The sequence below is a fragment of the Mesorhizobium sp. P2_D1 genome, assembly GCF_056404455.1.
Genome location: NZ_JBFUDZ010000003.1, coordinates 154117 through 179310 on the forward strand (window position 1 = coordinate 154117; position 25194 = coordinate 179310).

Consider the following 25194-nt stretch of genomic DNA (forward strand, 5'->3'; position numbering starts at 1 on the left):
GGGTTCGACGAGAAGATGGGCCTGGACGGTCGGAAGGAAAATGTCGCTGTGGACAAGCGGGTCCGTGAAGCCGGCCTGAGGCCGACGCGCCAGCGCATTGCGCTGGCCGACCTGCTTTTCGCCAAGGGCGACCGCCATCTGTCGGCCGAGGAACTGCACGAGGAGGCGGTCGCCGCCGGCGTGCCGGTGTCGCTGGCCACCGTCTACAATGCCCTTCACCAGTTCACCCAGGCGGGCCTGTTGCGCATCCTCGCCGTCGAGGGCGCGAAGACCTATTTCGACACCAACACTTCCGATCACCACCATTTCTACATCGAAGGTGAAAACCGCATATTCGACATCGACAGCGGTCCGGTGACGGTTGCCAACCTGCCGGAGCCGCCGGAGGGGATGGAGATCGCCAATGTCGACATCGTGGTGAGGCTGCGCCCCAAGCGCTGCGAATGAACGGCGACGCCCGAACAAACGGCAAGGCCGGAATGATCGGCCAAGAATGATCGGCCAGGAATGAAACCCCTCGACCTGACAATCCGGCTCGAATGGGCCATCGTTGCGGCGGCTGCTGTCGTCTTCTACGCTTCAACCGGCATAACCTGGTGGCTCTTCGGATTGCTTATCCTGGCGCCTGACCTGTCTATGTTCGGTTATCTGGCGGGGCCGCGCGTCGGTGCCCTGGCCTACAACGCCTTGCATATCCTGATTGTGCCCGTGCTGCTGCTGCTGGCCGGTCACCTGTCCGGCAAAGCGACCGCGACGGCGGTTGCATTGATCTGGATCGCCCACATCGGCATCGATCGTGCGCTGGGCTACGGCCTGAAGCTGTCAACCGGCTTTCAGGACACGCATCTTGGCCGTATCGGCCGCTAGACTAAGCAGCTGTTTGGAAACTCTTTGGTCCGGAACGATCGTGGTCAAACGGTCAAAAGATCAGTCCTTGACCCGTTCACCGGGATAGGCGCCCCAGACAAGCGACTGAGCGAGCCAGCCGGTGTGGCCCTCGAACGTCATTTCGCACCACTGGCCGTCGCATGACTTGATCGTGCCCATGACGCCAGGCTCGACCATCGCGACCACCCTTGCGTCCTGTTCAGGGCTGTTGAGAAGGTTCACCTGGGCGCCCTTGCCGCGCTGCCACGGGGCGACGATTGCGGTGCGCCGGCCGGAAAGCAGCGACTGGTTGATCCAGCCCTCCGAACCGTCGGCATCGCGTACACGGCGCCATGTATCGAATTCCTGGATGATCTCCATCGGCAGGCCGGCCTTCATATACATCCAGTCGACCGAGTAGTTGGCGCCGGGGCCGACGCGCGAGTTGACGCGGCCGGATTTCAGGCTGACGAATCGCGGCAGCGGCAGACCGCTCGGGCCGAGCGTGACGACGCTCTGGGCAGGTGCTGCCGCACTCTGCGCCGCGGCAAGCGGAGAATGAAGCAGAGCGCCGAGAAATGCTGCACTGAGGGTCAGGCGAAGCGACGCGAAACCAGACACTTTCATTCCTTTCGGCGCTTGCCTTGGCGCCCCTTTTTCTTTGTCTTCGGCGGCACCGCTTGTTACATGGGGTAATCGGCACCGCGACCGGCTTTCAGTTTCGCCGGTCTTGGTTAAAGAGGTCTCAACGAGATCGGGGTACGAGGAAACAATGGTAGGCAAAAAGAAGCCTCTCGTGGTCATCACGCGAAAGCTGCCCGATCCGGTCGAGACCCGCATGCGCGAACTGTTCGACGCCCGGCTGAATGTCGAGGACAGGCCGATGACGCAGCCGGAATTGGTCGCGGCGGTCAAGGAAGCCGACGTGCTGGTGCCGACGGTGACCGATCAGATCGACGCGGCGCTGCTCGCCCAGGCCGGCGACAATCTCAAGCTGATCGCCAATTTCGGCAATGGCGTCGACAAGATCGATGTCACGGCGGCGGCCAAGAAGGGCATCACCGTCACCAACACGCCCAATGTGCTGACCGAGGACACCGCCGACATGACCTTGGCGCTGATGCTGGCTGTGCCGCGGCGGCTGGCGGAAGGCGCCAACGTGCTCACCGGCGACAAGAAATGGGCCGGCTGGTCGCCGACCTGGATGCTTGGGCGCCGCATCTGGGGCAAACGGCTCGGCATTGTCGGCATGGGGCGCATCGGCACCGCGGTCGCGAGGCGCGCCAAGGCCTTCGGCCTGTCGATCCACTACCACAACCGCCATCGCGTGCTGCCGGCCGTGGAAGACGAGTTGGAGGCGACCTATTGGGAAAGCCTTGACCAGATGTTGGCCCGCATGGACATCATTTCGGTCAATTGCCCGTCGACGCCGGCGACCTTCCATCTGCTTTCGGCGCGGCGGCTGGCGCTGCTGCAGCCTACGGCCTATGTCGTCAACACCGCACGCGGCGACATCATCGACGAAGAGGCGCTGGTGAAGATGATCCAGGACGGCAAGCTCGCTGGAGCCGGCCTCGACGTGTACGAGCACGAGCCGGCACTGAACGGGAAGCTGCTGAAGCTCGCCGCCAAGGGCAAGGTCGTGCTTCTGCCGCATATGGGCTCGGCAACACTCGAAGGCCGCATCGACATGGGCGAAAGGGTCATCATCAACATCCGCGCATTCGTCGACGGCCACCGGCCACCGGATCGCGTGCTGCCGCTCAGAACCTGACGTCAGCCTTCGAACGAAAGCCCAGGCTTACGCAAGGACCTTGCGCATGGTGATCGAGGTCGGCCTGATGTAGCCCTCATGCGCCGTCCGTTCGGTCTCGTGAAAGCCGAGGCGGGCAAAGGCGGCATGGTTTCCGGTCAGCTCGATCCGCGTCTGAAGTTCGACCGCAGCCTTGCCGCGGCTGCGGGTAAGATCCTCGACCGCCAGCATCAGCCGCCGGCCAATGCCTTGTCCCTGACAATCCGGCGCGACGGCGAGCTTGCCGACGTAAAATTCCGCCGTCCTTTCAAGGGCAAAAACGCAACCGACGATCCTGTCCCCCTCGAACGCCACGAATCCGGTCTCACGCCGCGCCTTGTCGCGCAAGGTTTCGGCGGTCAGCAGGTGCGCCGAGGAGGGTGGGTCGATGATACCGTCCATGGTGGCGAACGCGTGCATGATCAGTGCGAGCATATCGTCCCAATGGTCGAATTCGGCCGGGATCCTCATGACGGTGACAACTTCGGTCCGATCCACGATGTCAGCTTCTCTTGTAGCGGATCGTATCGAACCGCGCGGCCAGCCCATCATAGAGCAGCAGCCGGCCGACCAACGGCTCGCCGATGCCGGTGATCAGCTTGATCGCCTCCATCGCCTGCAGCGTGCCGACGACACCGGTCAGCGCACCAAGCACCCCGGCCTCGGCACAGGACGGCACCAGGCCAGGCGGCGGTGCTTCCGGAAACAGATCGCGATAGCCCGGATTTGGCACCCCGTCCTTGCCGTCTTCGAACGGCTTCAGCACGGTCACCGAACCATCGAAGCGTCCAACGGCGGCGTGCACCAGCGGTTTCCTCTCGCTCGCGCAGGCGTCGGCCACCGTATAGCGGGTTTCAAAATTGTCGGAACCGTCGACGACGATGTCATAACGGGCGACGAGGGCAGCGGCGTTGTCCGCGTTCAGCCGGAACGTATGTGTCTCGACGGCGGTGTTGGGATTGATGCGCGAGATTGCCGCCTTGGCGCTATCGGTTTTCAGCATGCCGACGGTGTCGGTGCCGTGAATGACCTGGCGCTGCAGGTTGGAAAGCGACACGGTGTCATCGTCGATCACGCCGAGCGTGCCGACGCCGGCGGCGGCAAGATATTCGAGCACCGGCGCACCCAGCCCGCCGGCGCCGATCACCAGCACCCGCGCCTGTTTCAGCCTCTGCTGGCCGGCGCCGCCGACCTCGGGCAGCACGATGTGGCGGGCATAGCGTTCGATCTCTTCGTCGGTCAGGGCGGCAGCGGTCATTGCCGGACCATATAGCGGCTGAAAAACCTTGTCAGGAGCCAATCCATGTCGCCAAAAAGTGTAAAGCGGTTTTGGGACCACGACATACGTAGACAAAGATCTAGATCGTTGGCCCAACCGTGCCGTGGTCGACAGTCAGGAATTGCGCACGTCCCTTGAGACTGGAAAACAGCGCCGCATCGGTTCCGGTCATGAACGCCTGGCAGTTCAGGTCTTCGAGGATGGAAAACAGCGCCGCGCGCCGCCCGCCATCCAGATGCGCGGCGATTTCGTCGAGCAGCAGGATCGGTGTCATGCCAGACATCTCGCCGGTCAGCCGGGCGTGTGACAGGACGATGCCGACCAGCAGCGCCTTCTGCTCGCCTGTCGAGCAGAGCTCGGCCGGCATCGCCTTGGGACGGTGCCGAACCACCAGATCCGAACGGTGCGGTCCCTCGAGCGTGCGCCCGGCGGCTCGGTCGCGGTCACGACCTTCGGCAAGCGTCCGGCGGAACCGCTCCTCGACGTCGACCGCCGGCGCGATGGCAATCTCGGCCTCAAGCTCACCCGAAAGGCCGATATCGGCCTGCGGAAACGGTCCGGTGTCGGGCAGCCTGTCGATCATCGCGGCCAGCAGGCGCACCATCTCGGCGCGTGCAGCAGCGATCGCCACACCGGTTTCGGCCATTTGTGTCTCGATCGCGTCGAACCAGCGGTCGTCCCGGGAGCCTTCAGTAAGCAACCGATTGCGGCCGCGCATCGCCTTTTCGTAGTCGATTGCGCGCTGGCCGTGCCCGGGATCGATCGCCAGCACCAGCCGATCGAGAAAGCGCCGGCGATCCGCGGCTGGTCCGGTGAACAAGGCATCCATCGCCGGCGTCAGCCACACCACGCGCAGCCACTCCAGCATCTCCTCAGCCGATCGCGCCGAAGAGCCGTTGATACGCACCCGCCTGCCGCCTTCGCCGGCACTGTCGCCACCTGAAATGCCCGTACCGATCTCGACCTGGCCGTCGGGCCCATCGAGCCGGGCGTGCAGGGCAAAGCCGCCGTCGCCGCCTTCGCGCGCGACATCCGCGTAAGGCGCGCGGCGCAAGCCGCGTCCCGGTGTCAGCAAGGAGATCGCTTCGAGAAGATTGGTCTTGCCCGCACCGTTATCGCCGGAAAAGACCACGGCACCCGGCGCCAGGTCGATCGCCAATCCCGCATAGTTGCGGAAATTAGTAAGTGCAAGCTTACTTATGTGAGTCTGTGCCGGCAACCGCTATCCGCCTATAGAGCGGTTCGTCGTTTCAAGGAAACGCAGACCTGCTCTAACTCTTTGTTTCGACGCAATTCCGGGCGGAAAACCGTTTCACACTTTTCCTGGAATTGCTCTGGAAGTCGCCGCAACCATAATTCTCGCTGCCGGTCCAGTAGCAGGCCGGATTGGTGACGCCGCGCCGGCTAGACCCGCATCGGCATCAGCACGTAAAGCGCGGTCTCGTCGGCCATGTCGTGGATCAGAGTCGGCGAACCCGCGTCGGCCAGCATGAACTTGGCCTCCGTGCCGGTCAGCTGCGCGGCAACGTCGAGCAGGTACTTGGCGTTGAAGCCGATCTCGATCGGATCGGACGAATAGTCGGCGGCCAGCTCCTCGGTGGCGCTGCCTGAATCCGGATTGTTGACCGCAAGCGTCACCTGACCGTCGCTGATCGAAAGCTTCACCGCGCGGCCGCGTTCGGAGGAGATGGTAGAGACGCGATCGACAGCGGCAGCGAAACTCTGGCGGTCTATGATCAGCCTCTTGTCGTTACCGGTCGGAATGACCCGCTGATAGTCCGGGAAGGTGCCGTCGATCAGCTTCGAGGTCAAAACCACGCTGCCGATGGTGAAGCGGATCTTGGTGTCCGACAGTTCGGTGGTGACCGCGACATCCGGATCGTCGACCAGCTTCTGTAGCTCGCTCACGGTCTTGCGCGGAATGATGATGCCCGGCATGCCCTCGGAACCCGCCGGCGCGTCGATCTCGGCGCGTGCCAGGCGGTGGCCGTCGGTCGCCACCGAGCGCAGCTTCAGCTTGCCGCCGACCTCGTGCGTGTGCAGGTAGATGCCGTTCAGATAATAGCGCGTCTCTTCGGTGGAGATGGCGAACTGGGTCTTCTCGATCAAGCCCTTCAGGGCAACCGAGTCGAGACGGAAGATATGCGAGAAGGATCCGGCCGAAAGCTCGGGGAAGTCGGATTGCGGCAGGCACTGGAGGCGGAAGCTCGAACGGCCGGACGTCACCGTCATGGCGTTGCCGTCCTCGTCCGTCTTCAGCATCACCTCGGCGCCGTCGGCGAGCTTGCGCACGATGTCGTAGAGCAGATGTGCCGGAACCGTCGTCGCCCCGCCGCGCTCCACCTTGGCGGGCGTCGCTTCCGTCACCTCCAGGTCTAGGTCGGTCGCCTTCATTTCGAGGCTGGCGCCCTCGGCGCTGAGCAGCACGTTGGACAGGATCGGTATCGTGTTGCGCCGCTCGACGACACGGTGGACGTGGTTGAGCGACTTCAGGAGATTTGACCGTTCCAGGATAACACGCATGACGAAACAGGCTCGCTTGAATGAATGACGGGTCACCAGTGAGCGGCGCCCCGCGAAAGGTCTGAACAGGCTCAGAATCTGCGTAAACTGACAGGAAAAAACCAGCAAACGCAAGCCCGCGACACCGGTTCAGGCCGGCTACGCGGGCTTTCTGGGGATAAAGGCCACGAAGTCCGCGAGCCGGTGTCGCAAAACCAAAATCCGGATCGCCCCCAGGCGACACCACGAATCCATTTCGGATCCAGGACCGCACCGGCAAGTCATTGAATTCCGGTGCTGTTCTGGTTTCGTCTTCGCCAGACCGGTCAGGCCTGGTCGTTGATCAACCGCCTCAGGAGCTCGAGTTCCTGCGCCAGAGTATTGTCGTTGCCCGAAAGGTCCTCGATCTTGCGAACGGCGTGCAGCACCGTGGTGTGATCGCGACCGCCGAAACGCCGTCCGATCTCGGGCAGGGAGCGCGGCGTCATCACCTTCGACAGGTACATGGCCACCTGCCGCGGCTTGACGATGGTACGCGTGCGCCGGTTGGACAGCAACTCGGTCTTCGACACGTTGTAGTGGCGCGCGACGATGCGCTGGATGTCCTCGATACGAACCCGCTTCGGCTCGCCGGTGCGATAGATGTGGCCGAGGATCTCGTCGATCCGGTCGATGGTGATCTGCGGTTCGAAGGACTGGCGGAACAGCAGCTGATTGAACGCCCCTTCCAGCTCGCGTCCGCTGCCGGTCACGGTGCGGGCGACGTGATTGAGGATCTCCTCCGAAATATTGAGCGATGCGTCATCGACCCTTGCGGTGGCAAGGCGCAAGTTGAGCATGCCAAGGCGCATGGCGAAATCGGGCGCCGACATTTCAAGCGCGACGCCGCCATTGAGGCGCGACCGGACCCGCGGTTCGAGCGATTCCAATTCCGACGGCGGCCGGTCGGCGGCAACGACGACTTGCTTGGCGCTGTCGAGCAACATGTTGATCAGGTGGCAGAATTCATGCTGGATCGACTTGCCCTGCAGGAACTGCATGTCGTCGATGATGAGCAGGTCGATGTCGCGCAACTGTTCCTTGAGCGTCAGCGCATTGTTGTCACGGATCGCGGTGGCAAAGCGCCACATGAAATACTCGGCCGTGAGATAGACGACGCGCGACTTGGGGTTCTGCTTCAGCGATTCCGCGGCGATCGCCTGCAACAGGTGTGTCTTGCCGAGCCCGACAGTTGCGTGAAGGAAAAGCGGGTTGAAGCGCACCGCGCTGGACTGCGATTCCGCAACTGCCTTGGCGGCGGCGAAGGCCACCCGGTTCGACGGTCCCTCGATGAAGGAGCCGAATGTGTAGCGCGGATCAAGCGGCGAGCCGAGCACATTGTGCCGGAACTCGCTCTCGACCGGTGTGCCCGGACGCGGAGCCGGTGCGCGCTCAGTCCGGCCGGGGCTGACAGTGCCGGCGGCGAGCGCCGTCTGCGTCTGCCGCGTCATCTTGGCTCGCGCAGGCGCCACTTCCGGCTCGGCATGGCTGTGCCCCTGGCGGGTCGCCGTCCGCACAACGATCTCGATCTTGAGGAGATCGGGATCCTCCTGCTTCCACAACTCGGAAATGAGGTCGAGATAGTGACCGTTGATCCATGAGCGCAGGAAAGCGGTGGGCACCGAGATGCGGATGATGCCCTTGGAAGCCTCCGCGACCTTCATGCGGCCGAACCAGCTCGAATAGACTTCAGTTCCCAGGCGCGCCTTCAACTGGGTCTTGACCCGGTCGAACTTCTGTTCCGCGTCGCTGGACACCGCCATGTCGTTTGCTCCGGTCAAAGTTCCAGGAAATGGGAGGTCGCCCGTAAGCTCCCGTTCGATGCCGCTCTGCATGGTCTCTTCCTTGTCTTTCCGTACCCTGTTCCACCGGGGATGCGCCCCTGCACCCGTGTCCCGGCAACTGCGTCTTCGCTACGATGCCTGCTGCCGCCGCCGGCAGATGACATCGCCAATATTCGGGGGAAACCGGTGCCGGCCCATGGAAGCCAGTCCGCGTTGGGTATGTCTGGGCAATACGACACCATCCGGCGAAAAGTGCGCCGGCGCGCCGTCTACCTGCCATGTCTAGTTACGCCAGTCCCCTACCGTATCGAAAAAGACAAACCAAAGCCGTCCACGGACTTGATCCGCGTTGCAAATCCCGCCAATTTAAGCTGGCCGTTACAAGCTGGGTTAAGGCCCGGAGCCCGTCCCTTTCGATAGACCGACATTACCGAAATCGCTGTGGATAGGGCAAGGCCGGGACTAACTGATTTTTAAGGAATCTGGTTAGTGGAGGCGGGTTCGAGTGGCGTGCCGCTACGGCACTTTTTAACAAAGCCATTGTGATTCAAACTCTTTTCCGGCGAATATGAAAAAGCCGGCCCGTCACGAAATTTTATGAAATAATTCGCTTGACAGCGACTTGTCCCCCATCCCCCCGGCTCGATGTGAACAAGCTGTGGACGACTGTCCGCAACTATTTGAAAAGTATAGATTATTTCTGAGTGGCGACTTTTTTCAAGTGAACCCTTTTCAGGGATACCGGCGATCAACCTGCATGGCAGTGCCGGCAAAGCATTTCGAGCCGCCAAAGGGCCGTTTCCGGCCATTCTTTTTAAGTGCTTGCCGGCAAACGAAAAAACCCGGCACAATCGGCCGGGTTCTCAGAACGTCAGTCCAGGACGTGATGTCAGGCAGACAAAACCTTGACCCGCTGGGCCAGTCGCGACACCTTCCGGGACGCCGTGTTCTTGTGGATCACGCCCTTGGTTGCGGCGCGCATCAATTCCGGCTCCGCAATCTTGAACGCAGCCTGTGCGGCAGCCTTGTCACCGGAGGCAAGTGCCTCTTCGACCTGGCGGATATAGGTGCGGACGCGCGAGCGACGGTTCTTGTTGACCGCCGCGCGGCGTGCGATCTTGCGCGTTGCCTTTTTGGCCGAGGATGTATTGGCCATGATGCCTCTCTTCTGATCTGGTCGGCGCATGCGGGATGCCGCAGGGCGCAAAAAACAAACGGGCAGCCACGGGGCCGCCTCGGTTGGTGCGGCTTATAGTTCAGCTTTTCCGGCGCGTCAACGCTGCCTGGCCTTCTTTTTGGCGGCTATCAAACTGGCGTCAGCGGTTGCTGAAATTCGGCTTCCGCTTCTCGGTGAAGGCCGCCATGCCTTCCTTCTGGTCCTCGAGCGCGAACAGCGAGTGAAACAGTCGGCGCTCGAAGCGCAATCCCTCGGCGAGCGTTGTCTCAAAGGCGCGGTTGACAGCCTCCTTGGCCATCATCACCGATGGCAGCGAGAAGTCGGCGATCCTGGCAGCCGCCTTCAGCGCCTCCTCGACGAGCTCGCCGGCAGGCACGACCCGCGACACCAGGCCCGAACGCTCGGCTTCGGCTGCATCCATCATTCGCCCGGTCAGGCACATGTCCATCGCCTTCGACTTGCCGACGAAGCGGGTCAGCCGTTGCGACCCACCCATGCCGGGAATGACGCCGAGTGTGATTTCGGGTTGGCCGAACTTGGCCGTGTCGGCGGCAATGATGAAGTCGCACATCATCGCCAGCTCGCAGCCGCCGCCCAGCGCATAGCCGGCCACCGCAGCGATGATCGGCTTCCGTGCCCGCGTAAACTCCTCCCAGCCGACGAAGAAGTCTTGGCAGTACGCATCCACATAGGAGATCGCCTGCATCTCCTTGATATCGGCGCCGGCGGCGAAGGCCTTTTCGGAACCGGTGATGACCATGGCGCCGATGCCGGCATCAGCGCCGAAGCCGTTCACGGCTGCCACCAGTTCGGCCAGGATCTGGGAATTCAGCGCGTTGAGCGCCTGCGGCCTGTTCAGCGTGATCAGCCCGACCTTGCCGCGCGCTTCGGTGATGATCGTCTCATAGGCCATGACTTGCTTCTCCTCGCTCGCCCATCGTCCAGTTCATCGTTTCACGGAAACGTAGAACCGCTCTAACTCTTTGTTTTGAGGCAATTCCCTGAGGAAAGGCGCTAGGCGCTTTTCCTGGAATTGCTCTAACTCACCGCTGACACGTCCGGCAATAGAAGGTCGATCGGCCGCTCTGCACGATCCGCTCGATGTGGCCGCTACAGCCGGGTTTGGAGCAAGGCTCGCCCTCACGGTCGTAGACGGCGAAGGAATGCTGGAAGTAGCCCAGCGATCCATCAGCCTGCATATAGTCCCTGAGCGAGGACCCGCCGGCCGCGATCGCATCGGCGATAACCGAGCGAATGGCGTCGGCGAGGCGCTCGCTTTGGGCCTGGGCCTTCTTCCCGGGCTTGGCGATCGTGCCCGCCTCGCGCAGCGGCGACAGGCTGGCGCGCCACAGCGCCTCCGAGACATAGATGTTGCCGAGCCCGGCGATCAGTCTCTGGTCGAGAAGCGCTGCCTTCAGCGGTGATCGCCGCCCCTTCATCAATGAGGCAAGCAGCGCGCCGTCCAATGTGTTGCCGGTTGGCTCAACGCCAAGCCCTGCCAGCATCGGATGGACGTCCGGCGGCCCTTCGGCAAACAACATGAAGCCGAAGCGGCGCGGATCATTGAAGATCACGCGCGAACTGGAGCCGCCCGCGGATACGACATGGAAGACGACGTGATCGTGGTTGGAGCTCTTCGAGCGGTCGTGGTGGAAGATATCAGGCATGTCGCTGCCATCCGCCGTCTCGATGCGGAATGAGCCCGACATACCGAGATGGCAGATCAGCACCGGACCGCCTTGAACGTCCATCGTCAGATATTTGGCCCGGCGGCCGAGCGCGGTGATCGTCTTGCCGGTCAGCCGCTGCGAGAATTTTTCGGGAAATGGAAAGCGCAGATCCGGTCGGCGCGCCTCGACACGGGTGATGGTGGCGCCTTCCAGAACCGGCTGCAGCCCACGCCGGACCGTTTCGACCTCGGGCAGTTCAGGCATGGCCGCCAATCGTCGTATAGAAAGACGTGCCGTAACGGCCGCGTGCCAGCCCAAGATGCTCGGCCACGGTTTCACCGATGTCGGCGAATGTCGTTCTCAGTCCGATGTCACCGCCCTTGAAAGCCGGTCCGGTGCCGATCACCGGAATGCGTTCGCGCGTATGGTCGGTACCGCGCCAGGTCGGATCGTTGCCATGGTCGGCCGTCAGGATGAGAAGATCGCCCTGCCGCAGCCTCGCAAATGCCTCCGGCAGCCGCCGGTCGAAGGCCTCGAGCGCGGCAGCATAACCCGCAACGTCGCGGCGATGCCCGAATTCGGTGTCGAAGTCGACGAAATTGGCGAAGACGAGGTCGCCATCGCCGGCATCATCCATCGCGCCCAGCGCTTCGTCGAACATGGCCATGTTACCCGCCGCCTTGCGCACTTGCGAAATTCCGCGATGGGCGAAGATGTCGCCGATCTTGCCGATCGCGATGACGCGGCTGCCACGCGCCGTCAGCCGGTCGAGCAGGGTCGGCTCCGGCGGCGGCACCGCGTAATCATGACGGTTGTAGGTTCGCTCGAAGGTCGCGGTGGTTTCGCCGACGAACGGCCGCGCAATCACCCGCCCGATCCTCAGCGGGTCAACCAGCCTGCGCACCACCTTGCAGAATTCATAAAGCCGCTCGAGGCCGAAATGGGTTTCATGTGCGGCAATTTGCAGGACCGAGTCGACCGACGTGTAGCAAATCGGCTTGCCGGTACGGATGTGCTCTTCGCCGAACCGCTCGATGATTTCGGTGCCCGGCGCATGACAGTTGCCGAGAATGCCCGGCACCTTGCCCTCGCGGATGATCGCCTCGGTCAGATCCGCTGGAAAGGCGGGAACCGTATCCGGGAAATAGCCCCAGTCGAATCGCACCGGCAGGCCGGCGATTTCCCAATGGCCCGACGGCGTGTCCTTGCCGCTCGAAACCTCTTGCGCCGCGCCGTGGAAGGCCGTGGTCAGCAGATCCGTGCCGCTGCTGGCGAAGCCCAGTCCCGTGGCGGTTTCGGCGGCCTTGCCAAGCCCGAGCGAGGCCATGTAGGGGACAAACAGCGGTCCACTGCGAAGCCCTTCGCGATCCGCGCGGCCTTCGGCACAGGCTTCCGTGATGTGCGCGAATGTGTTGGCACCTGCGTCGCCATAGCGGTCGGCGTCGGCCGCCCCGCCGATGCCGAAGGAGTCCAGAACGAAGAGGAAAGCGCGCGTCATCGAATTGTTGCCAGTTTGAACGCCCAGACATAGGGTTCCGCGACTTCGTTGGCAATTCGGAAACCAAACGGCAACGACCAGGCGTGATAGTCCGATGCATGTCGCCCAAAAGTGCGCAGCGGTTTTGGGGCAACGACACGCATAAACTGAAAATGCATGTCGCCCAAAAGTGCGCGGCGGTTTTGGGACGACGACATGCATGGTGCGTGGCGGTTTTGGCATGTCGCTACGATGCGGCGGGCATGGGGTATGGATCGAGGAAAGCAGACGGCGGTTCAGTCATGAGGGTTGCCCTGAAGGCATACGCCGCTCTCATGCTGGTGCAGGGTGCGCTCTGGTCCAATCCGGCGCATGCCGACTGGCGCGATGATATCGGCACGTTCCGCATCGGCATTGTTGCCGAGCCAGGCGCCGGCAACACCGTTCCGGGGCTGGCACGGTTGACCGACGCCTATACCAAGGCCTTGGGGATGAAGGTCGAGATTGTCGTTGCCCGCGACTATGCCGCGCTGATCGAGGCGCAGGCCAATGCCCGCATCGAATACGCGATCTATTCGGCGACCGCCTACGCGACGGCGTCGCAACGCTGCGGATGCGTCGAGCCGCTTGTGGCTCCGGTCGATTTTGACGGCGCGATCGGCATCCGCTCGGTTCTGCTGACGCGGGACGGCAAACTGCCTGATCTGGCGGCAATGGAAAGCCATCGCATCGCCATGCCCCCTTCGGACAGCGTCGGCGGTTCTCTGTTGCCATTGGCGGCGTTGACAGCGGAAGGCCGCAAGATTGCGCAAGATGCACCATTTCTGGTACATGCCGAGTCGGCTGCTGCGGCGGAAACGATGCTGCTCGATGGCAAGGCCGATGGCCTGTTCGGCTGGGTAACGGCCGCTGCCGACGGCCAGCCGGAAGCATCGGGCGCTCAAGCGTCGGGCACCCAAGGATCTGGCACCCAAGCATCGGGCACCCAGGCGAGGCTCGAAGCGACGGGGCTTTCGGCAGCGGCGCTTCAGGTCGTATGGGCGTCAGGCCTGCTGAGATATGGTCCCCATGCCGTCCGCAGCGACCTCGATCCGGAAGCCAAGCGCCGGCTCACCGTCTTCCTCACCAACCTCAAGTCGATGACGCCAGACATCTACGATCTCCTGGAATCAAAGCATTCCRGTGGCTTCGCTATCGTGGTGCCAAAGGATTACGACATGGCCGCCGCTGTCGTGCGCTTCGTCGCGGGCAGTGGTCCGGGGCAGTAACGCGAGGCTTTGGAGCGGTTTTGCGAGCGGTTCAGCAATCGCCGCAAGGGATCGTCACACTTCTACGCGGACGCAGATAGTAGGACTCGCCCATCGTCAGGGCGTTGAAAGCCGTGGTCAATCCAAGCTTCTGTTGGCTGCCCGCCGACCAGGTGATGACCGGCTTGTAGCCAAGAGTGCTGTCGACGCGAATGAGGAAGGTGCCGGCGACCTTGAGTTTTGCTGGAACCGTGGTGGTGGTGGGGCCAGTGCTGGCGACGCCATTGACCAGCTTGCGCGACCACACCACTTGCACCAGCGGCGTTGCGTCGGTCGTGACCTGTATGGCCGTGATGGTGATGCTCGGGACCGAGCGGTTGTAGGGCTGAAGGGTGACGGCGCCGATCGCCATGATGGCGTCGATATCCGCCTTGACGACTGTCGTCTGCTGGGTGACGAGATCGGCCACCATGCTGCCGAGACGACTGACCTTCTTGCTGGTCTCGATGGCTTGTGACGCCTCCATGGTGATGAAATACATGGACAGCAGAAGAGGCATGATCAAGGCGAACTCGACTGCCGCGATACCGCGGCGATCGGACCCAAATCGAATTGCTTTGCGCCAAATTCCTGAAGTCTTGAGATGTGCCCCCGCACGCGTCATGCCCATTGCCCTCTTTCTTTTACTGCTCGTGCATCCGCCTCGAACTCAATTGTCGAACGGCTCGTTCTGCCAGGTTACCGACGCGAAATGCAGGGTCTTGTTGCCGCCCATCGACTGGGCCAGTAGATCGGTCATGATCGGCCATTTGTAAAAGACCCGCAGCATGTTCTTCGATTCCGCAGCACCCGCCGTAACAGCAAAGGACTGGTTGGCGCCGCCGTTGGTCAGGACGACTTGGCCAGCCTGTATCTTGAAGCCGGCCGCGGCGGCGGCGGCGAACGTCGTATATTGGCGAAGATCCACGTCCAGCTGATTGGGACAATCCTGCGAGACGATGATCTCCAGTTTGTTGCAGATCATGTTCTTCAAATTGTCTCCGGCGACGTCGGCCGCCCTTAACTGGCCGGTGCGCAAGCGGCGAGCGACATCGTCGGTGATGTTGGACAACACTTCCTGGCCGGCAAATGCGATGCAGCTTTCCAGAATGGCAAAGACAAGCAGCGCAAACGGGATTGCAAGGATTCCGAATTCAATTGCCGTACTGCCGCGCCGGTCGCGAAGGAAGCGAGCGAAAAACCTTGGGCGTCTCGCTTTGTGCTCGTCTGCGGAGCCGAATTCCTTGCTCATGTCTGATCCTGCCGATCTCTATGCGGTCTCGGAAGGCGTATTAGCGCAAACCAATTGAGGCCCGGTTTGAATGATCGTTAAAGTCGTCGATGGCGTCTTAACCAGCCGATAACCTGAACGGCATTCCACCGCGCCATCCTATCGGGTGCCGTTCATCTCAGCCTCGGAGGATTTCTCCGCATCACTCTTATAGGAGCTTTCGCAATAGGGCGTGCAGGACATGGTCTGTATTTCTGCACGGCGATAGATACGCACCGACGAGGCGGCCTGCCGCACGACGGTAACCTGTTCGTCGACGATCGGGCTGCCGTCCGTATCGAGCACGACCAGATTGGTGACGCCGAAACCCTTGCCGGTCAACACGATCGTCGAGGCGTCCTGTACGGAAGCGTCGGCGATTGCCGGATTGCCGACCACGATCGTATCGGCCGGACGCGACAGTTTGACGATCTTGGCCTGGTTCATCGTGACCTCGATGCCGGCCCCGGCCATGGCGGGCGCGACGAAGCTCGCGGCGACAAGAAGCGCAGCAATCACGATTGACGATCTCGGCTGGGCCATTGAGGCGCTCCACGCAAGCAGACTGATCAACGGAACATGAACGAGATTGGTGAACCAACGGTTAAGCGGACACCCTGGTCGAACGGTGCGGCGTGCAACCTTGATTGCCTGCGGAGCGCGATCTCCCCACCATCGACCCCTGCAAACGGATGGGGCCGGCCGGCATTTAGTGCTGGGTTAACCACGCAATATATTCGAACCGGGAAAGGAATCGGTAAGGCTGTTTATTAAGCCGATCGAAAGAGCTTCTCCCTAGATTGCCAGTATCCGATCAACCAACGCAGAAGTTGACGGAAGTGCTGTAACACGTGGAGTAGGAGCTCTCGAATGTCTAATCTCATCGCACGTTTTGTGAAGGACGAATCCGGCGCGACCGCTATCGAATATGGTCTGATCGCCGCTCTCATCGCGCTCGCCATCATCACTGGCGCTGGCGCGCTCGGCAATGCACTGAACACCAAGTTCCTGGCTATCGGAAACACCCTGAACAGCAGCGGCAGCTAATATGCCGCATAGCTGAGCGCTGGGCGCTGAGCGCTTGGATCGCGTTCTGGAGAAGGGCTGCCGCGTGGCGGCCCTTCTCTATTTCGCTGCCAATAGCCTTTTCGCTCCGGGCCTCACCAATCGTTAATCGAGCATGGCTAGATTGAGCCCTGTGAAATCGGACAATAGGCATAGCGCCGATGCTTGAAGCCCTGATCTTTGTCGTGTTTCCGTTCTGCATGCTGTTTGCCGCGATCTCCGACATGCTGTCGATGACGATCGCCAATCGCGTGCCGGTGCTGCTTGTTGTTGTTTTCGCGCTGGTTGCGCCGCTGACGGGTATGGAATGGGCAGCCTATGGCGGACATATCGCCACTGGCGCCCTGGTCCTGGCCGTGACGTTCGGCCTGTTTGCAATGGGTGGCATGGGTGGTGGCGACGCCAAACTGCTGGCCGCCTCCGCGATGTGGATGGGTCTCAATATACATCTCGTCGAATATCTTGTGGTCTCGACAATCATCGGCGGCCTGCTGACGCTCGCCATCCTCCTCTACCGGAAATCGCTGCTTGCGGCCGTTACCGGCCAAAATCCGTTTCTGCGCCATTTCGCCGAAGAGTCAAATGGGGTTCCCTACGGCATCGCGCTTGGCCTTGGTGGGTTGCTGACCTATCCGGATTCGCCCTTGATGGTCTGGGCGCTGACCAGGCTGGCGACCTGAACACGATCCGATTTCGGTTATCCACCAGCATTGCCGCAGCCGGCTTTCGACAACGCCGGGACGGCCCGTTTTGGCCGGTCAGGCCACATTTCGGCTAATTTGTGTAAACGTTAAATTAATCACGATCGTAAGCATTACATTAACCTTGTTTTGACGATTGCCGCTGCAAAGTCCGGCTTGGCTACGTGGTTTGCCAGGGCAAGGGTTCGGACAGATGCCAGCATCGCGATTGATAATTCTGAGCGTGGCGGTGGCCGCGGCGGGTGGTGCCGGTTATGTCGCGAAGAACATGGTGGCACCGCCGCCCCAGATCGTCGTCGATTCCGGGCCCCAGGCGCCGGCGGTGTCGCTGCAGGATGTGCTAGTGCTTTCGGGCGACGTTCCGATGGGCAGTCCGCTCGAGAAAAACATCGCCTGGCAATCCTGGCCCGCCGACGGCATCAACGCGAATTTCATCACCCGCACCGCCGAGCCAGAGGCGCTGGAAAAGCTGAAGGGCTCCGTTGCCCGCGTGGCGATGTACGCCGGAGAGCCTCTGCGGCGTTCCAAGCTGATCGGCGAGGGGCAGAGCTTCATGTCGTCGATCCTGCCTTCCGGCATGCGGGCGGTCGCCACCGCCATCTCGGCCGACACGTCGGCCGGCGGCTTCATTCTTCCCAACGACTTCGTCGATGTCATCATGACCCGCAGGGGCGATGCCAGCGGCGGCGGCGCCACCAGTTTCAACACTGAAACCATCCTCAAGAACATCCGCGTCCTGGCAATCGACCAGACCATTCAGGAGGACGAGGAAGGCAAGAAGACCAGGGTGGGCCAGACAGCCACGCTGGAACTGACACCGCGTCAGGCGGAGATCATCACCGTTGCCCAGCAGATGGCGGATCGCCTGACCCTGGCGCTACGGGCGGTCGCGGACACCCAGGAAAAGAATCTGGGCGAGGCTGACTATCTCGTTTCCGGCAATGGCCGCAGGGGAACGGTGAGGCTGATCAAGTCGGGCGAAGTTTCCGAAGTGGGGGCAAGGAAATGAGGCTAAGTGGTAAACTGCCGGCAATTGTAGCCGCGGCATTCAGCCTGCTGCTCATCGGGACGAATCTGCAAGGCGTTGTCGAGGCAAAGAACGCGCAGGTCACTGCATCGACGGCAACCCAGCGCGTCAAGCTTGGCCTCAACAAGTCGGTGGTCATCGACCTGCCGAGCGATGCCTACGATATTCTCGTCGCCAACCCGGCGGTTGCCGATGCGGTGACCCGCACCGCAAGGCGTATCTATCTGTTCGGCAAGGCGGTCGGCGAGACGAACATCTTTGTCTTCGGTCCGAATGGCGAGCAGATCGTCAGCCTGGATCTGGCTGTCGAACGCGACGTTGCCGGCCTTGAAGACTATATCAAGCGCTTCATTCCAACGTCGGCAATCAAGGTGGAACTGCTGAATGACAACGTCGTCCTGACAGGGACGGTCGACACGCCGCTGGACGCAAAACGCGCCGTCGACCTGGCGACGATCTTCGTGTCGGGCGGTGAAGCGACCACGGGACAATATTCGCAGACCGCGGCCGGCGGTTCGGCGCAGAACGGTGTCCAGATCGACAATCCGGACCAGGAACGCCGCACCAGTAAGATCGTCAACCTGCTTCAGATCATCGGCGACGATCAGGTCACGCTGAAGGTGACGGTCGCCGAAGTCAGCCGCTCGGTGATGAAGCAGCTCGGCGTCAACATGGTCGGCAGTGGCGGCAGCAACGGCATCAGCTACGGCGCGGTCAGCGACAATTTCACCGGCCTCGGCAAGCAGCTGTCGAATTCGGGCTTCAACATCGGCGCCTCGGGGCTGCAGGCCTATATCAACGCCATGGAGCAGTCCGGCGTCATGAAGACACTGGCTGAGCCGACCTTGACCGCCGTGTCCGGCGAGAAGGCGACCTTCAAGGTCGGTGGTGAATACAACATGGTGAGCGGCGTCTCCCAGAATGTATCGACCGACAACCAGACCGGCCTGAAGACCTACAGCGTCGACAAGATCGAGTACGGCATCGGTCTGGAATTCCAGCCGGTGGTGTTGTCTCCCGGCCGCATAAGCCTGAAAGTCAGAACCTCGGTTTCCGAGCCGACAACGGAAGGGTCGGTTTCTTTTTCCAGTGGCGTGACCAGCCCCGGCATGAATGCCCTGTCACTGCGCAAGCGCCTTGCCGATACGACCGTTGAACTGCCCTCGGGCGGCTCCATGATGATCGCCGGCCTGGTTCGCGACGATGTCAGGCAAGCCGTCAACGGGTTGCCAGGGCTGACAAAGATTCCGGTGCTCGGCGCGCTGTTCCGCAGCAGGGATTTCGTGCGCAACGAAACCGAGCTGGTGATCATCATCACGCCGTATCTCGCACGGCCCGTGGCACGCAACGACCTTGCCAAGCCGGACGACAATTTCAACGCTGCCAGCGATGGCGCCGCCATGTTCCTTGGCAGGGTCAATCGCGTCTACGGCACCATGCAGACTGACAAGCCCAACGGCCGTTACCATGGCGTTGTCGGCTTCATCTACAAATAGGCGGGAGCGGATATGTCTCAGTCAGCATTGAAGGCAAGCACCATCGCCACGACGATGCGCTTTGGCCGTTCGCGGATTTGCGGGCGAGCCGTTCCGGTCCTGGCAATTGCGGTAGCGGCGCTGCTGTCCGGCTGCGCCAATCGCGACAGCGTCACCGTCGGTGCGATTCCGGATGATTATCGTACCAATCATCCGATCGTGATCGCGGAGAAGAACCAGAAGATCGACCTGCCTGTCGGCGCCGGCGATCGCGGCATGACCGGATCGCAGCGCGACACGCTTCTGGGCTTCCTCGACAGCTATGACAAGAGTGCCGCCCCGACGCTGACGATCCAGGTCCCGAGCGGGTCGGCCAACGAGGTCGCCGCGACGGCGGCGGCCCGCGATTTCGCCCGGCTCGCGGTCGCCGCCGGTGTCAAGCGCAACCGGGTCGTCGTCACCTCCTATCAGGCCGCCTCGAGCGAGATCTCCTCGCCGGTTCGCGTCTCCTTTGTCTCGGTCAGAGCCCAGACCGACAAATGCGGACGCTGGCCAGCTGACCTGGTCGAGACCTCGGAAAACAAGCATTATGCCGACTTCGGCTGCTCCTATCAGAACAATCTCGCCGCGCAGATGGCCAACCCGGCCGATCTGCTCGGCCCGCGCAAATCTACCGACATCGATGCTGAAAATCGCGGCGCGGTGATCGATGTCTACCGTCAGAGGGGCATCTCGGGCGAGTTCCTTAGCAATTCGGAAGTAGATTTCTGAGCCGCCGTCTCGGACAGAACAGGCCACGCGAAAGAGTATGATCATGAGCAACCTTGCCTACGACGCCCCGGTGGATGGCAGCGATACTTCGCAGCAAGACATCGCCGCGATGCAGGCATTGCGGCCGATCCCGCGCATCTCGATCCAGGCATTCTGCGAGACCGAGGGCGTTGCAAATCCGGTCGAGCGCGCCGGCGAGGACCGCCGCATGACGAAGGCGCATCTCAAGGTCCATATGGGCGGCGTCCCCACCGCCATCGAATTCTATCAGTCGGCGCCGACGCCCAATCTTATCCTGCTGGAATCGCGCAGCGAGCCGAAGCAATTGCTGGAGCAACTCGCCCAGCTCTCGGAATATTGCGATCCGACCTCGAAGGTGGTGGTGATAGGTCATTACAATGATGTCGGTCTCTATCGCGAGCTCATCCGCTCCGGCATTTCCGAATATGTGATCGCACCTGTGTCGATGGCTGACATCGTCAGCGTGGTGTCGTCGATTTTCATTGATCCGGAAGCCGAGCCGCTCGGCCGCTCGATCGCCTTTGTCGGCGCCAAGGGCGGCGTCGGTTCCTCCACGATTGCCCACAATGTGGCCTGGGCGATGTCCACCCTGTTCAAATCCGAGGTGGTCGTCGCCGATCTCGACCTCGCTTTCGGTACGGCCAACATCAATTTCGACCGGGATCCGGCGCAAGGCATCGCCGAGGCGGTGTTTTCGCCGGAGCGCATCGATGAAGTATATCTCGACCGTCTGCTGACCCAGTGCGCCGAACACCTGTCTTTGCTGGCAGCCCCTTCGACGCTCGAAAGGGTCTATGACTTCGATCCCGAAGCCTTCGCGCAGCTCATCGACACCGCCCAGCGCAGCGTGCCGCTACTGGTGCTCGATATTCCCCATGCCTGGACGGGCTGGACCAAGAACACGCTGATCAAGGCCGACGAGATCGTCATCACGGCGACGCCGGAACTGGCCAATCTGCGCAACACCAAGAACATGGTCGACATGTTGAAGCGGCTTCGTCCCAACGACCCGCCGCCGAAGCTGATCATCAACCAGGCCGGCGTCCCCAAGCGCCCGGAGATTTCACCGTCCGATTTCACCGAGCCGCTCGGCCTGACGCCAATGTCGGTCATTGGCTTTGATCCGTTGCTGTTCGGCAATGCCGCCAACAACGGGCGCATGCTTGGCGAAATGGATGCCAAGAACTCGGTTGTCGCGATGATCAACGAAATCGCGCACGTGCTGACTGGGCGCAGTGAAATTAAGACGAAGAAGAAAGCAGGGCTTGGCAATCTGCTTGGCAGGCTGTCGCGCAACAAGAAATGACGTTTCAGCGGTGGAATCGGTAGCAGATCATGTTTGGTAAAAGAGGCAGCGACGACGGAAACCGGTTCACGCCGGAATTTCGCCAGCCGGCACCGACCCCGGTTGCGCCGGCGGCCGTAAGTTCTGCGGATACGGCCGTGCTTGCCCGCCCCGCTGCGCCTCCGCCAAGCGCACCTGTCGCGCCGCCGGCGCGCCGCACAATCGAGGCGCCGTCATCGGCACCGGACCTGAAGCGGGTCCAACGCGAAAAGAGCGAATCCTACTACGACACCAAGAGCCAGGTTTTCTCCGCGCTAATCGACACGATCGATCTGTCGCAGCTCTCCAAGCTTGATCCCGAAAGCGCACGGGAAGAAATTCGCGACATCGTCAACGACATCATCGCGATCAAGAATTTCGCGATGACGATCGCTGAGCAGGAGGAACTTCTCGAGGACATCTGCAACGATGTGCTCGGCTATGGGCCACTCGAGCCGTTGCTGGCGCGCGATGACATCGCCGACATCATGGTCAACGGCTCCAAGAACGTCTACATCGAAGTCAACGGCAAGGTCGAACAGACCGGCATCCGCTTTCGCGACAACCAGCAGCTCCTCAACATCTGCCAGCGCATCGTCAGCCAGGTTGGCCGCCGTGTCGACGAATCCAGCCCGATCTGCGACGCGCGTCTTCCCGACGGTTCACGCGTCAACGTCATCGCGCCGCCGCTCTCCATCGACGGTGCCACGCTCACCATCCGCAAATTCAAGAAGGACAAGCTGACCCTGGATCAGCTGGTCAGGTTCGGCGCCATCTCACCGCAGGGAGCCGAAGTTCTCAAGATCATCAGTCGTGTTCGCTGCAACATCGTCATCTCGGGCGGTACCGGCTCGGGCAAGACGACTCTGCTCAACTGCCTGACCAACTATATCGACCGTGAGGAGCGCGTCATCACCTGCGAGGACTCGGCCGAGCTGCAATTGCAGCAGCCGCATGTCGTGCGCCTCGAAACCCGCCCGCCCAATCTGGAGGGCGAGGGTGAGGTAACGATGCGTGACCTGGTCAAGAACTGCCTGCGCATGCGTCCCGAGCGCATCATCGTCGGCGAAGTGCGCGGACCCGAGGTGTTCGACCTTCTGCAGGCGATGAACACCGGCCATGACGGTTCGATGGGAACGATCCACTCGAACAGCCCGCGCGAGTGCCTGAACCGTATCGAATCCATGATCGCGATGGGCGGTTATTCGCTGCCTCAGAAAACCGTGCGCGAAATCGTCGTCGGCTCCATCGACGTGATCATCCAGGCGGCGCGCCTGCGCGATGGATCGCGTCGCATCACCCACATCACCGAGGTGATCGGCATGGAGGGCGACGTCATCATCACGCAGGATATCGTCCTCTATAACATCAAGGGCGAGGACGCCAATGGCAGGCTGCTGGGAGAGCATGTATCGACCGGCATCGGTCGTCCGCATTTCTGGGACCGGGCTCGCTACTATGGCGAGGAGCAGCGCCTCGCCACTGCGCTCGAAGCGATGGAGAAACGCGCTGACTGACGGCGTGAGGGTTCTGGCCAATGTTTGGAATTGACGGCACAGTACTGGCGTTTGTCGTGCTCGCCGGCTTTAGCGCCGGCGCGGTCGCCTATGCATTCCTGTTCACCCGGATCAGCAACGAGAAACAGGTCGGCAAGCGGCTTGAAACGATCAAGTCCGCCGAGACTGATCGCTCCGTCGTCAAGGCCTCGCGTGACCGCGCGGCGGAAGCCGTCAAGCGGCGCAAGTCGGTTCAGGATTCGCTGAACGAGCTCGACGCAAAGCAGAAAACCAACGACAGCAGGGTCAAGAAACCACCGCTGAAAGCCCAACTCCGTCAGGCTGGCCTGAAGATCACCGTCGAGCGCTTCTATATATACTCCGCCATATGCGGCCTCGCTTTGACGATGGTTGCCTTTGTGGCCGGAGCGCCGCGGCTCGTTCTGCCGGGCGTGCTGCTGGCCGGCGCACTCGGCCTGCCGCGCTGGTTCGTCTCGTTTCGTCGCGCCCGCCGCGTAAAGGCGTTCCTCAACGAATTTCCAAACGCGCTCGATATCATCGTGCGTGCAGTCAAGTCCGGCCTGCCGCTGAACGACGCCGTGCGCCTGATAGCCAACGAATCTCCCGAACCGGTGAAGACCGAATTTCGTCGTATCGTCGATTCCCAGCAGATGGGCCTGTCGATCCCCGATGCGACCTTGCGCATGCCCGAAACCATGCCTTGCACGGAGGCGAGCTTCTTCGGCATCGTCATCCAGATTCAATCGCAGGCTGGCGGCAACCTATCCGAGGCGCTGGGCAATCTTTCGCGCGTGCTTCGCGATCGCAAGAAGATGAAAGCCAAGGTCCAGGCACTGTCGATGGAAGCGAAAGCGTCCGCCGCCATCATCGGTGCGCTGCCTTTCATCGTTGCGTTTCTCGTCTACCTGTCGAGCCCGAACTACCTGATGCCGCTGTTCGTCACCAACGTTGGACACCTGATCCTTGGGTGCTCGGCGGTCTGGATGTCGATCGGCATCTTTGTGATGCGCAAGATGATGAACTTCGAAGTCTAGGATGCTGGCATGACCGACCAAGTCATCAAATCCCTGACCGATCCGAGCTTCCTGATCGCGATGCTGGTCGCCATAGCGGTGTTTGCGACCGTTTTCACCTTGCTGCCGGCGTTTGGCGGAAACCAGCTCAAGTCACGTATGAAAACCGTCGCGCTGGAACGCGACGAACTGCGTGCCAAGCAGCGCGCCCGGCTTGCCGTCGAAGCGGATCGCCGTCGCAAGGGCCTGCGCGAGGAACAGTCGGTTGGTATGCGCAACATTGTCGACCGGCTGGATCTGAGGCGCGCGCTCGCCGATGAGGGCACATTGCAGAAACTCAAGGTCGCCGGCTTTCGCGGACAGAACCCGCTGACGCGGTTTCTTTTCTTCCGTCTCGTGCTTCCTTTTGTCGGCTTCGCGCTGGGCGCAATCTACACCTTCGTACTCGGAGGATTGCCCGACAAGCCATTGGTCATCAGGGTGTTCGTCTGCATCCTCGTTGCCTATGGCGGCTTCTACGCTCCGGTCGTCTACGTCAACAACCGCGCTACCAAGCGCAAGCAGTCGATCCAGATGGCGTGGCCGGATGCGCTCGATCTGATGCTGATCTGCGTCGAATCGGGCATGTCGGTGGAAGCGGCCCTGCGCAAGGTCGCCGACGAGATCGGCGCGCAATCGGTGGCGCTGGCGGAAGAATTCATCCTCACCAACGCCGAGCTTTCCTATCTGCAGGAGCGCAGGCAGGCCTACGAGAACCTGGCAAGCCGCACCGGCCTGGAATCGGTCAAGTCGGTGTCGCAGGCACTCGTCCAGGCCGAACGTTACGGCACGCCGGTGGCGCATGCACTGCGCGTGCTGGCCGCCGAAAGCCGCGACATGCGCATGAACGCGGCGGAGAAGAAGGCGGCGGCCTTGCCGCCGAAGCTCACCGTGCCGATGATCCTGTTCTTCCTGCCGGTGCTTTTCGCGATCATTCTGGGCCCCGCCGGCATTCAGGTGAGCCAGCGCGGCATCTTCGGCGATCGTTCGGCACCATCATCGACAGCGCAATAGAGGCGAGGCTCGTCCCGCATCAGAAATGAAGAAGCCGCGCTGAACGTAGCGCGGCTTCTTCATTTCAAGGTTGTCGCAGATTGT

At 61.7% G+C, this 25194-nt stretch carries 26 protein-coding genes; 13 read left to right on the top strand and 13 right to left on the bottom strand.

The annotated features are described in order from the left end of the window. The first annotated feature begins 15 nt into the window (after window positions 1-15). Together irrA and AC1D0I_RS04905 are read left to right on the top strand one after the other, a co-directional pair. Entirely contained in the window at window positions 16-447 is a 432-nt protein-coding gene (irrA, locus tag AC1D0I_RS04900) for an iron response transcriptional regulator IrrA (RefSeq protein WP_167458528.1), read from the top strand. Window positions 448-507: 60 nt separating this feature from the next. Further along, entirely contained in the window at window positions 508-867 is a 360-nt protein-coding gene (locus AC1D0I_RS04905) for a DUF4260 domain-containing protein (protein ID WP_477305090.1), read from the top strand. 60 nt (window positions 868-927) lie between these two features. Here the strand turns inward: AC1D0I_RS04905 and AC1D0I_RS04910 are convergent, their stop codons facing one another. Then, window positions 928-1488, bottom strand: coding sequence for an SH3 domain-containing protein (locus AC1D0I_RS04910; RefSeq protein ID WP_095084275.1), 561 nt, complete (start codon window positions 1486-1488; stop codon window positions 928-930). 151 nt (window positions 1489-1639) lie between these two features. Between AC1D0I_RS04910 and AC1D0I_RS04915 the strand changes: the two genes are divergently transcribed. Then, a complete protein-coding gene (locus AC1D0I_RS04915) occupies window positions 1640-2641 on the top strand; it encodes a 2-hydroxyacid dehydrogenase (protein WP_095082393.1) in 1002 nt (333 codons plus the stop codon). A 27-nt stretch (window positions 2642-2668) separates the two neighbouring features. On the opposite strand, the gene AC1D0I_RS04920 is transcribed toward AC1D0I_RS04915, so the two are convergent. The 9 genes from AC1D0I_RS04920 to AC1D0I_RS04960 all read right to left on the bottom strand — a co-directional run bounded on the left by AC1D0I_RS04920 (window position 2669) and on the right by AC1D0I_RS04960 (window position 12608). Beyond that, complete coding sequence (locus tag AC1D0I_RS04920; RefSeq protein ID WP_477393510.1) at window positions 2669-3130, bottom strand: GNAT family N-acetyltransferase; 462 nt, start codon at window positions 3128-3130, stop codon at window positions 2669-2671. A gap of 31 nt (window positions 3131-3161) precedes the next feature. Next, window positions 3162-3917: a molybdopterin-synthase adenylyltransferase MoeB gene (locus AC1D0I_RS04925; protein ID WP_477305092.1), complete on the bottom strand. Its 756-nt coding sequence runs from the start codon at window positions 3915-3917 to the stop codon at window positions 3162-3164. Between the two features lie 100 nt (window positions 3918-4017). After that, on the bottom strand, window positions 4018-5157 hold the full coding sequence (gene recF / locus AC1D0I_RS04930) for a DNA replication/repair protein RecF (RefSeq protein WP_477393427.1): 1140 nt from the start codon (window positions 5155-5157) through the stop codon (window positions 4018-4020). Window positions 5158-5342: 185 nt separating this feature from the next. Then, window positions 5343-6461, bottom strand: a complete 1119-nt coding sequence (dnaN, locus tag AC1D0I_RS04935) for a DNA polymerase III subunit beta (RefSeq protein ID WP_095082385.1) — start codon at window positions 6459-6461, stop codon at window positions 5343-5345. Between the two features lie 305 nt (window positions 6462-6766). Then, window positions 6767-8314 carry a chromosomal replication initiator protein DnaA gene (gene dnaA / locus AC1D0I_RS04940; RefSeq protein WP_095082383.1) on the bottom strand — a complete coding sequence of 516 codons (1548 nt, stop codon included), beginning with the start codon at window positions 8312-8314 and terminating at the stop codon, window positions 6767-6769. A gap of 838 nt (window positions 8315-9152) precedes the next feature. Then, complete coding sequence (rpsT, locus tag AC1D0I_RS04945; protein WP_095084274.1) at window positions 9153-9419, bottom strand: 30S ribosomal protein S20; 267 nt, start codon at window positions 9417-9419, stop codon at window positions 9153-9155. A gap of 160 nt (window positions 9420-9579) precedes the next feature. After that, a complete protein-coding gene (locus AC1D0I_RS04950) occupies window positions 9580-10353 on the bottom strand; it encodes an enoyl-CoA hydratase (protein ID WP_477393429.1) in 774 nt (257 codons plus the stop codon). A 130-nt stretch (window positions 10354-10483) separates the two neighbouring features. Then, the gene (gene mutM, locus AC1D0I_RS04955) at window positions 10484-11374 is read right to left on the bottom strand and encodes a bifunctional DNA-formamidopyrimidine glycosylase/DNA-(apurinic or apyrimidinic site) lyase (protein WP_477393431.1); all 891 of its coding nucleotides are present in this window, start codon (window positions 11372-11374) and stop codon (window positions 10484-10486) included. Continuing rightward, entirely contained in the window at window positions 11367-12608 is a 1242-nt protein-coding gene (locus AC1D0I_RS04960) for a phosphopentomutase (protein ID WP_477393433.1), read from the bottom strand. The genes mutM and AC1D0I_RS04960 overlap by 8 nt, the downstream gene beginning before the upstream one ends. A 281-nt stretch (window positions 12609-12889) precedes the next feature. On the opposite strand from AC1D0I_RS04960, the gene AC1D0I_RS04965 reads away from it, so the two are divergent. Beyond that, the gene (locus AC1D0I_RS04965) at window positions 12890-13855 is read left to right on the top strand and encodes a phosphate/phosphite/phosphonate ABC transporter substrate-binding protein (protein ID WP_477393435.1); all 966 of its coding nucleotides are present in this window, start codon (window positions 12890-12892) and stop codon (window positions 13853-13855) included. A gap of 31 nt (window positions 13856-13886) precedes the next feature. Here the strand turns inward: AC1D0I_RS04965 and AC1D0I_RS04970 are convergent, their stop codons facing one another. The 3 genes from AC1D0I_RS04970 to AC1D0I_RS04980 form a co-directional block, all read right to left on the bottom strand. Beyond that, entirely contained in the window at window positions 13887-14498 is a 612-nt protein-coding gene (locus AC1D0I_RS04970; RefSeq protein WP_477393437.1) for a TadE/TadG family type IV pilus assembly protein, read from the bottom strand. A gap of 45 nt (window positions 14499-14543) precedes the next feature. Beyond that, complete coding sequence (locus tag AC1D0I_RS04975; RefSeq protein WP_477225343.1) at window positions 14544-15125, bottom strand: TadE/TadG family type IV pilus assembly protein; 582 nt, start codon at window positions 15123-15125, stop codon at window positions 14544-14546. 138 nt (window positions 15126-15263) lie between these two features. Beyond that, the gene (locus AC1D0I_RS04980) at window positions 15264-15686 is read right to left on the bottom strand and encodes a pilus assembly protein N-terminal domain-containing protein (RefSeq protein ID WP_095082375.1); all 423 of its coding nucleotides are present in this window, start codon (window positions 15684-15686) and stop codon (window positions 15264-15266) included. A 327-nt stretch (window positions 15687-16013) separates the two neighbouring features. Between AC1D0I_RS04980 and AC1D0I_RS04985 the strand changes: the two genes are divergently transcribed. The 9 genes from AC1D0I_RS04985 to AC1D0I_RS05025 all read left to right on the top strand — a co-directional run bounded on the left by AC1D0I_RS04985 (window position 16014) and on the right by AC1D0I_RS05025 (window position 25110). Then, entirely contained in the window at window positions 16014-16190 is a 177-nt protein-coding gene (locus AC1D0I_RS04985; RefSeq protein WP_184877599.1) for a Flp family type IVb pilin, read from the top strand. 179 nt (window positions 16191-16369) lie between these two features. After that, window positions 16370-16888, top strand: coding sequence for an A24 family peptidase (locus AC1D0I_RS04990; protein WP_095082371.1), 519 nt, complete (start codon window positions 16370-16372; stop codon window positions 16886-16888). 214 nt (window positions 16889-17102) lie between these two features. Next, window positions 17103-17918 carry a Flp pilus assembly protein CpaB gene (cpaB, locus tag AC1D0I_RS04995; protein WP_457153293.1) on the top strand — a complete coding sequence of 272 codons (816 nt, stop codon included), beginning with the start codon at window positions 17103-17105 and terminating at the stop codon, window positions 17916-17918. Further along, window positions 17915-19432, top strand: a complete 1518-nt coding sequence (locus tag AC1D0I_RS05000) for a type II and III secretion system protein family protein (protein ID WP_095082367.1) — start codon at window positions 17915-17917, stop codon at window positions 19430-19432. Before cpaB ends, AC1D0I_RS05000 begins: the two co-directional genes overlap by 4 nt. 12 nt (window positions 19433-19444) lie before the next feature. Further along, on the top strand, window positions 19445-20182 hold the full coding sequence (locus AC1D0I_RS05005) for a CpaD family pilus assembly protein (protein ID WP_457153294.1): 738 nt from the start codon (window positions 19445-19447) through the stop codon (window positions 20180-20182). Window positions 20183-20225: 43 nt separating this feature from the next. Then, entirely contained in the window at window positions 20226-21509 is a 1284-nt protein-coding gene (locus tag AC1D0I_RS05010; RefSeq protein ID WP_457153295.1) for a CpaE/TadZ family protein, read from the top strand. A gap of 29 nt (window positions 21510-21538) precedes the next feature. Next, window positions 21539-23044 carry a CpaF family protein gene (locus tag AC1D0I_RS05015; RefSeq protein WP_477393439.1) on the top strand — a complete coding sequence of 502 codons (1506 nt, stop codon included), beginning with the start codon at window positions 21539-21541 and terminating at the stop codon, window positions 23042-23044. A 20-nt stretch (window positions 23045-23064) separates the two neighbouring features. Beyond that, a complete protein-coding gene (locus AC1D0I_RS05020) occupies window positions 23065-24078 on the top strand; it encodes a type II secretion system F family protein (RefSeq protein WP_477225345.1) in 1014 nt (337 codons plus the stop codon). Window positions 24079-24087: 9 nt separating this feature from the next. Then, the gene (locus AC1D0I_RS05025) at window positions 24088-25110 is read left to right on the top strand and encodes a type II secretion system F family protein (RefSeq protein WP_457151533.1); all 1023 of its coding nucleotides are present in this window, start codon (window positions 24088-24090) and stop codon (window positions 25108-25110) included. Window positions 25111-25194: the final 84 nt, after the last annotated feature.

What these genes read in the sequence shown, in the direction of transcription:
- irrA (WP_167458528.1), top strand. Translation starts at nt 16, where the DNA reads ATGGGCCTGGACGGTCGGAAGGAAAATGTCGCTGTGGACAAGCGGGTC.
- AC1D0I_RS04905 (WP_477305090.1), top strand. Translation starts at nt 508, where the DNA reads ATGAAACCCCTCGACCTGACAATCCGGCTCGAATGGGCCATCGTTGCG.
- AC1D0I_RS04915 (WP_095082393.1), top strand. Translation starts at nt 1,640, where the DNA reads ATGGTAGGCAAAAAGAAGCCTCTCGTGGTCATCACGCGAAAGCTGCCC.
- AC1D0I_RS04920 (WP_477393510.1), bottom strand. Translation starts at nt 3,130, where the DNA reads ATGAGGATCCCGGCCGAATTCGACCATTGGGACGATATGCTCGCACTG.
- AC1D0I_RS04925 (WP_477305092.1), bottom strand. Translation starts at nt 3,917, where the DNA reads ATGACCGCTGCCGCCCTGACCGACGAAGAGATCGAACGCTATGCCCGC.
- dnaN (WP_095082385.1), bottom strand. Translation starts at nt 6,461, where the DNA reads ATGCGTGTTATCCTGGAACGGTCAAATCTCCTGAAGTCGCTCAACCAC.
- dnaA (WP_095082383.1), bottom strand. Translation starts at nt 8,314, where the DNA reads ATGCAGAGCGGCATCGAACGGGAGCTTACGGGCGACCTCCCATTTCCT.
- rpsT (WP_095084274.1), bottom strand. Translation starts at nt 9,419, where the DNA reads ATGGCCAATACATCCTCGGCCAAAAAGGCAACGCGCAAGATCGCACGC.
- AC1D0I_RS04950 (WP_477393429.1), bottom strand. Translation starts at nt 10,353, where the DNA reads ATGGCCTATGAGACGATCATCACCGAAGCGCGCGGCAAGGTCGGGCTG.
- mutM (WP_477393431.1), bottom strand. Translation starts at nt 11,374, where the DNA reads ATGCCTGAACTGCCCGAGGTCGAAACGGTCCGGCGTGGGCTGCAGCCG.
- AC1D0I_RS04960 (WP_477393433.1), bottom strand. Translation starts at nt 12,608, where the DNA reads ATGACGCGCGCTTTCCTCTTCGTTCTGGACTCCTTCGGCATCGGCGGG.
- AC1D0I_RS04970 (WP_477393437.1), bottom strand. Translation starts at nt 14,498, where the DNA reads ATGACGCGTGCGGGGGCACATCTCAAGACTTCAGGAATTTGGCGCAAA.
- AC1D0I_RS04975 (WP_477225343.1), bottom strand. Translation starts at nt 15,125, where the DNA reads ATGAGCAAGGAATTCGGCTCCGCAGACGAGCACAAAGCGAGACGCCCA.
- AC1D0I_RS04980 (WP_095082375.1), bottom strand. Translation starts at nt 15,686, where the DNA reads ATGGCCCAGCCGAGATCGTCAATCGTGATTGCTGCGCTTCTTGTCGCC.
- AC1D0I_RS04985 (WP_184877599.1), top strand. Translation starts at nt 16,014, where the DNA reads ATGTCTAATCTCATCGCACGTTTTGTGAAGGACGAATCCGGCGCGACC.
- AC1D0I_RS04990 (WP_095082371.1), top strand. Translation starts at nt 16,370, where the DNA reads ATGCTTGAAGCCCTGATCTTTGTCGTGTTTCCGTTCTGCATGCTGTTT.
- cpaB (WP_457153293.1), top strand. Translation starts at nt 17,103, where the DNA reads ATGCCAGCATCGCGATTGATAATTCTGAGCGTGGCGGTGGCCGCGGCG.
- AC1D0I_RS05000 (WP_095082367.1), top strand. Translation starts at nt 17,915, where the DNA reads ATGAGGCTAAGTGGTAAACTGCCGGCAATTGTAGCCGCGGCATTCAGC.
- AC1D0I_RS05005 (WP_457153294.1), top strand. Translation starts at nt 19,445, where the DNA reads ATGTCTCAGTCAGCATTGAAGGCAAGCACCATCGCCACGACGATGCGC.
- AC1D0I_RS05010 (WP_457153295.1), top strand. Translation starts at nt 20,226, where the DNA reads ATGAGCAACCTTGCCTACGACGCCCCGGTGGATGGCAGCGATACTTCG.
- AC1D0I_RS05015 (WP_477393439.1), top strand. Translation starts at nt 21,539, where the DNA reads ATGTTTGGTAAAAGAGGCAGCGACGACGGAAACCGGTTCACGCCGGAA.
- AC1D0I_RS05020 (WP_477225345.1), top strand. Translation starts at nt 23,065, where the DNA reads ATGTTTGGAATTGACGGCACAGTACTGGCGTTTGTCGTGCTCGCCGGC.
- AC1D0I_RS05025 (WP_457151533.1), top strand. Translation starts at nt 24,088, where the DNA reads ATGACCGACCAAGTCATCAAATCCCTGACCGATCCGAGCTTCCTGATC.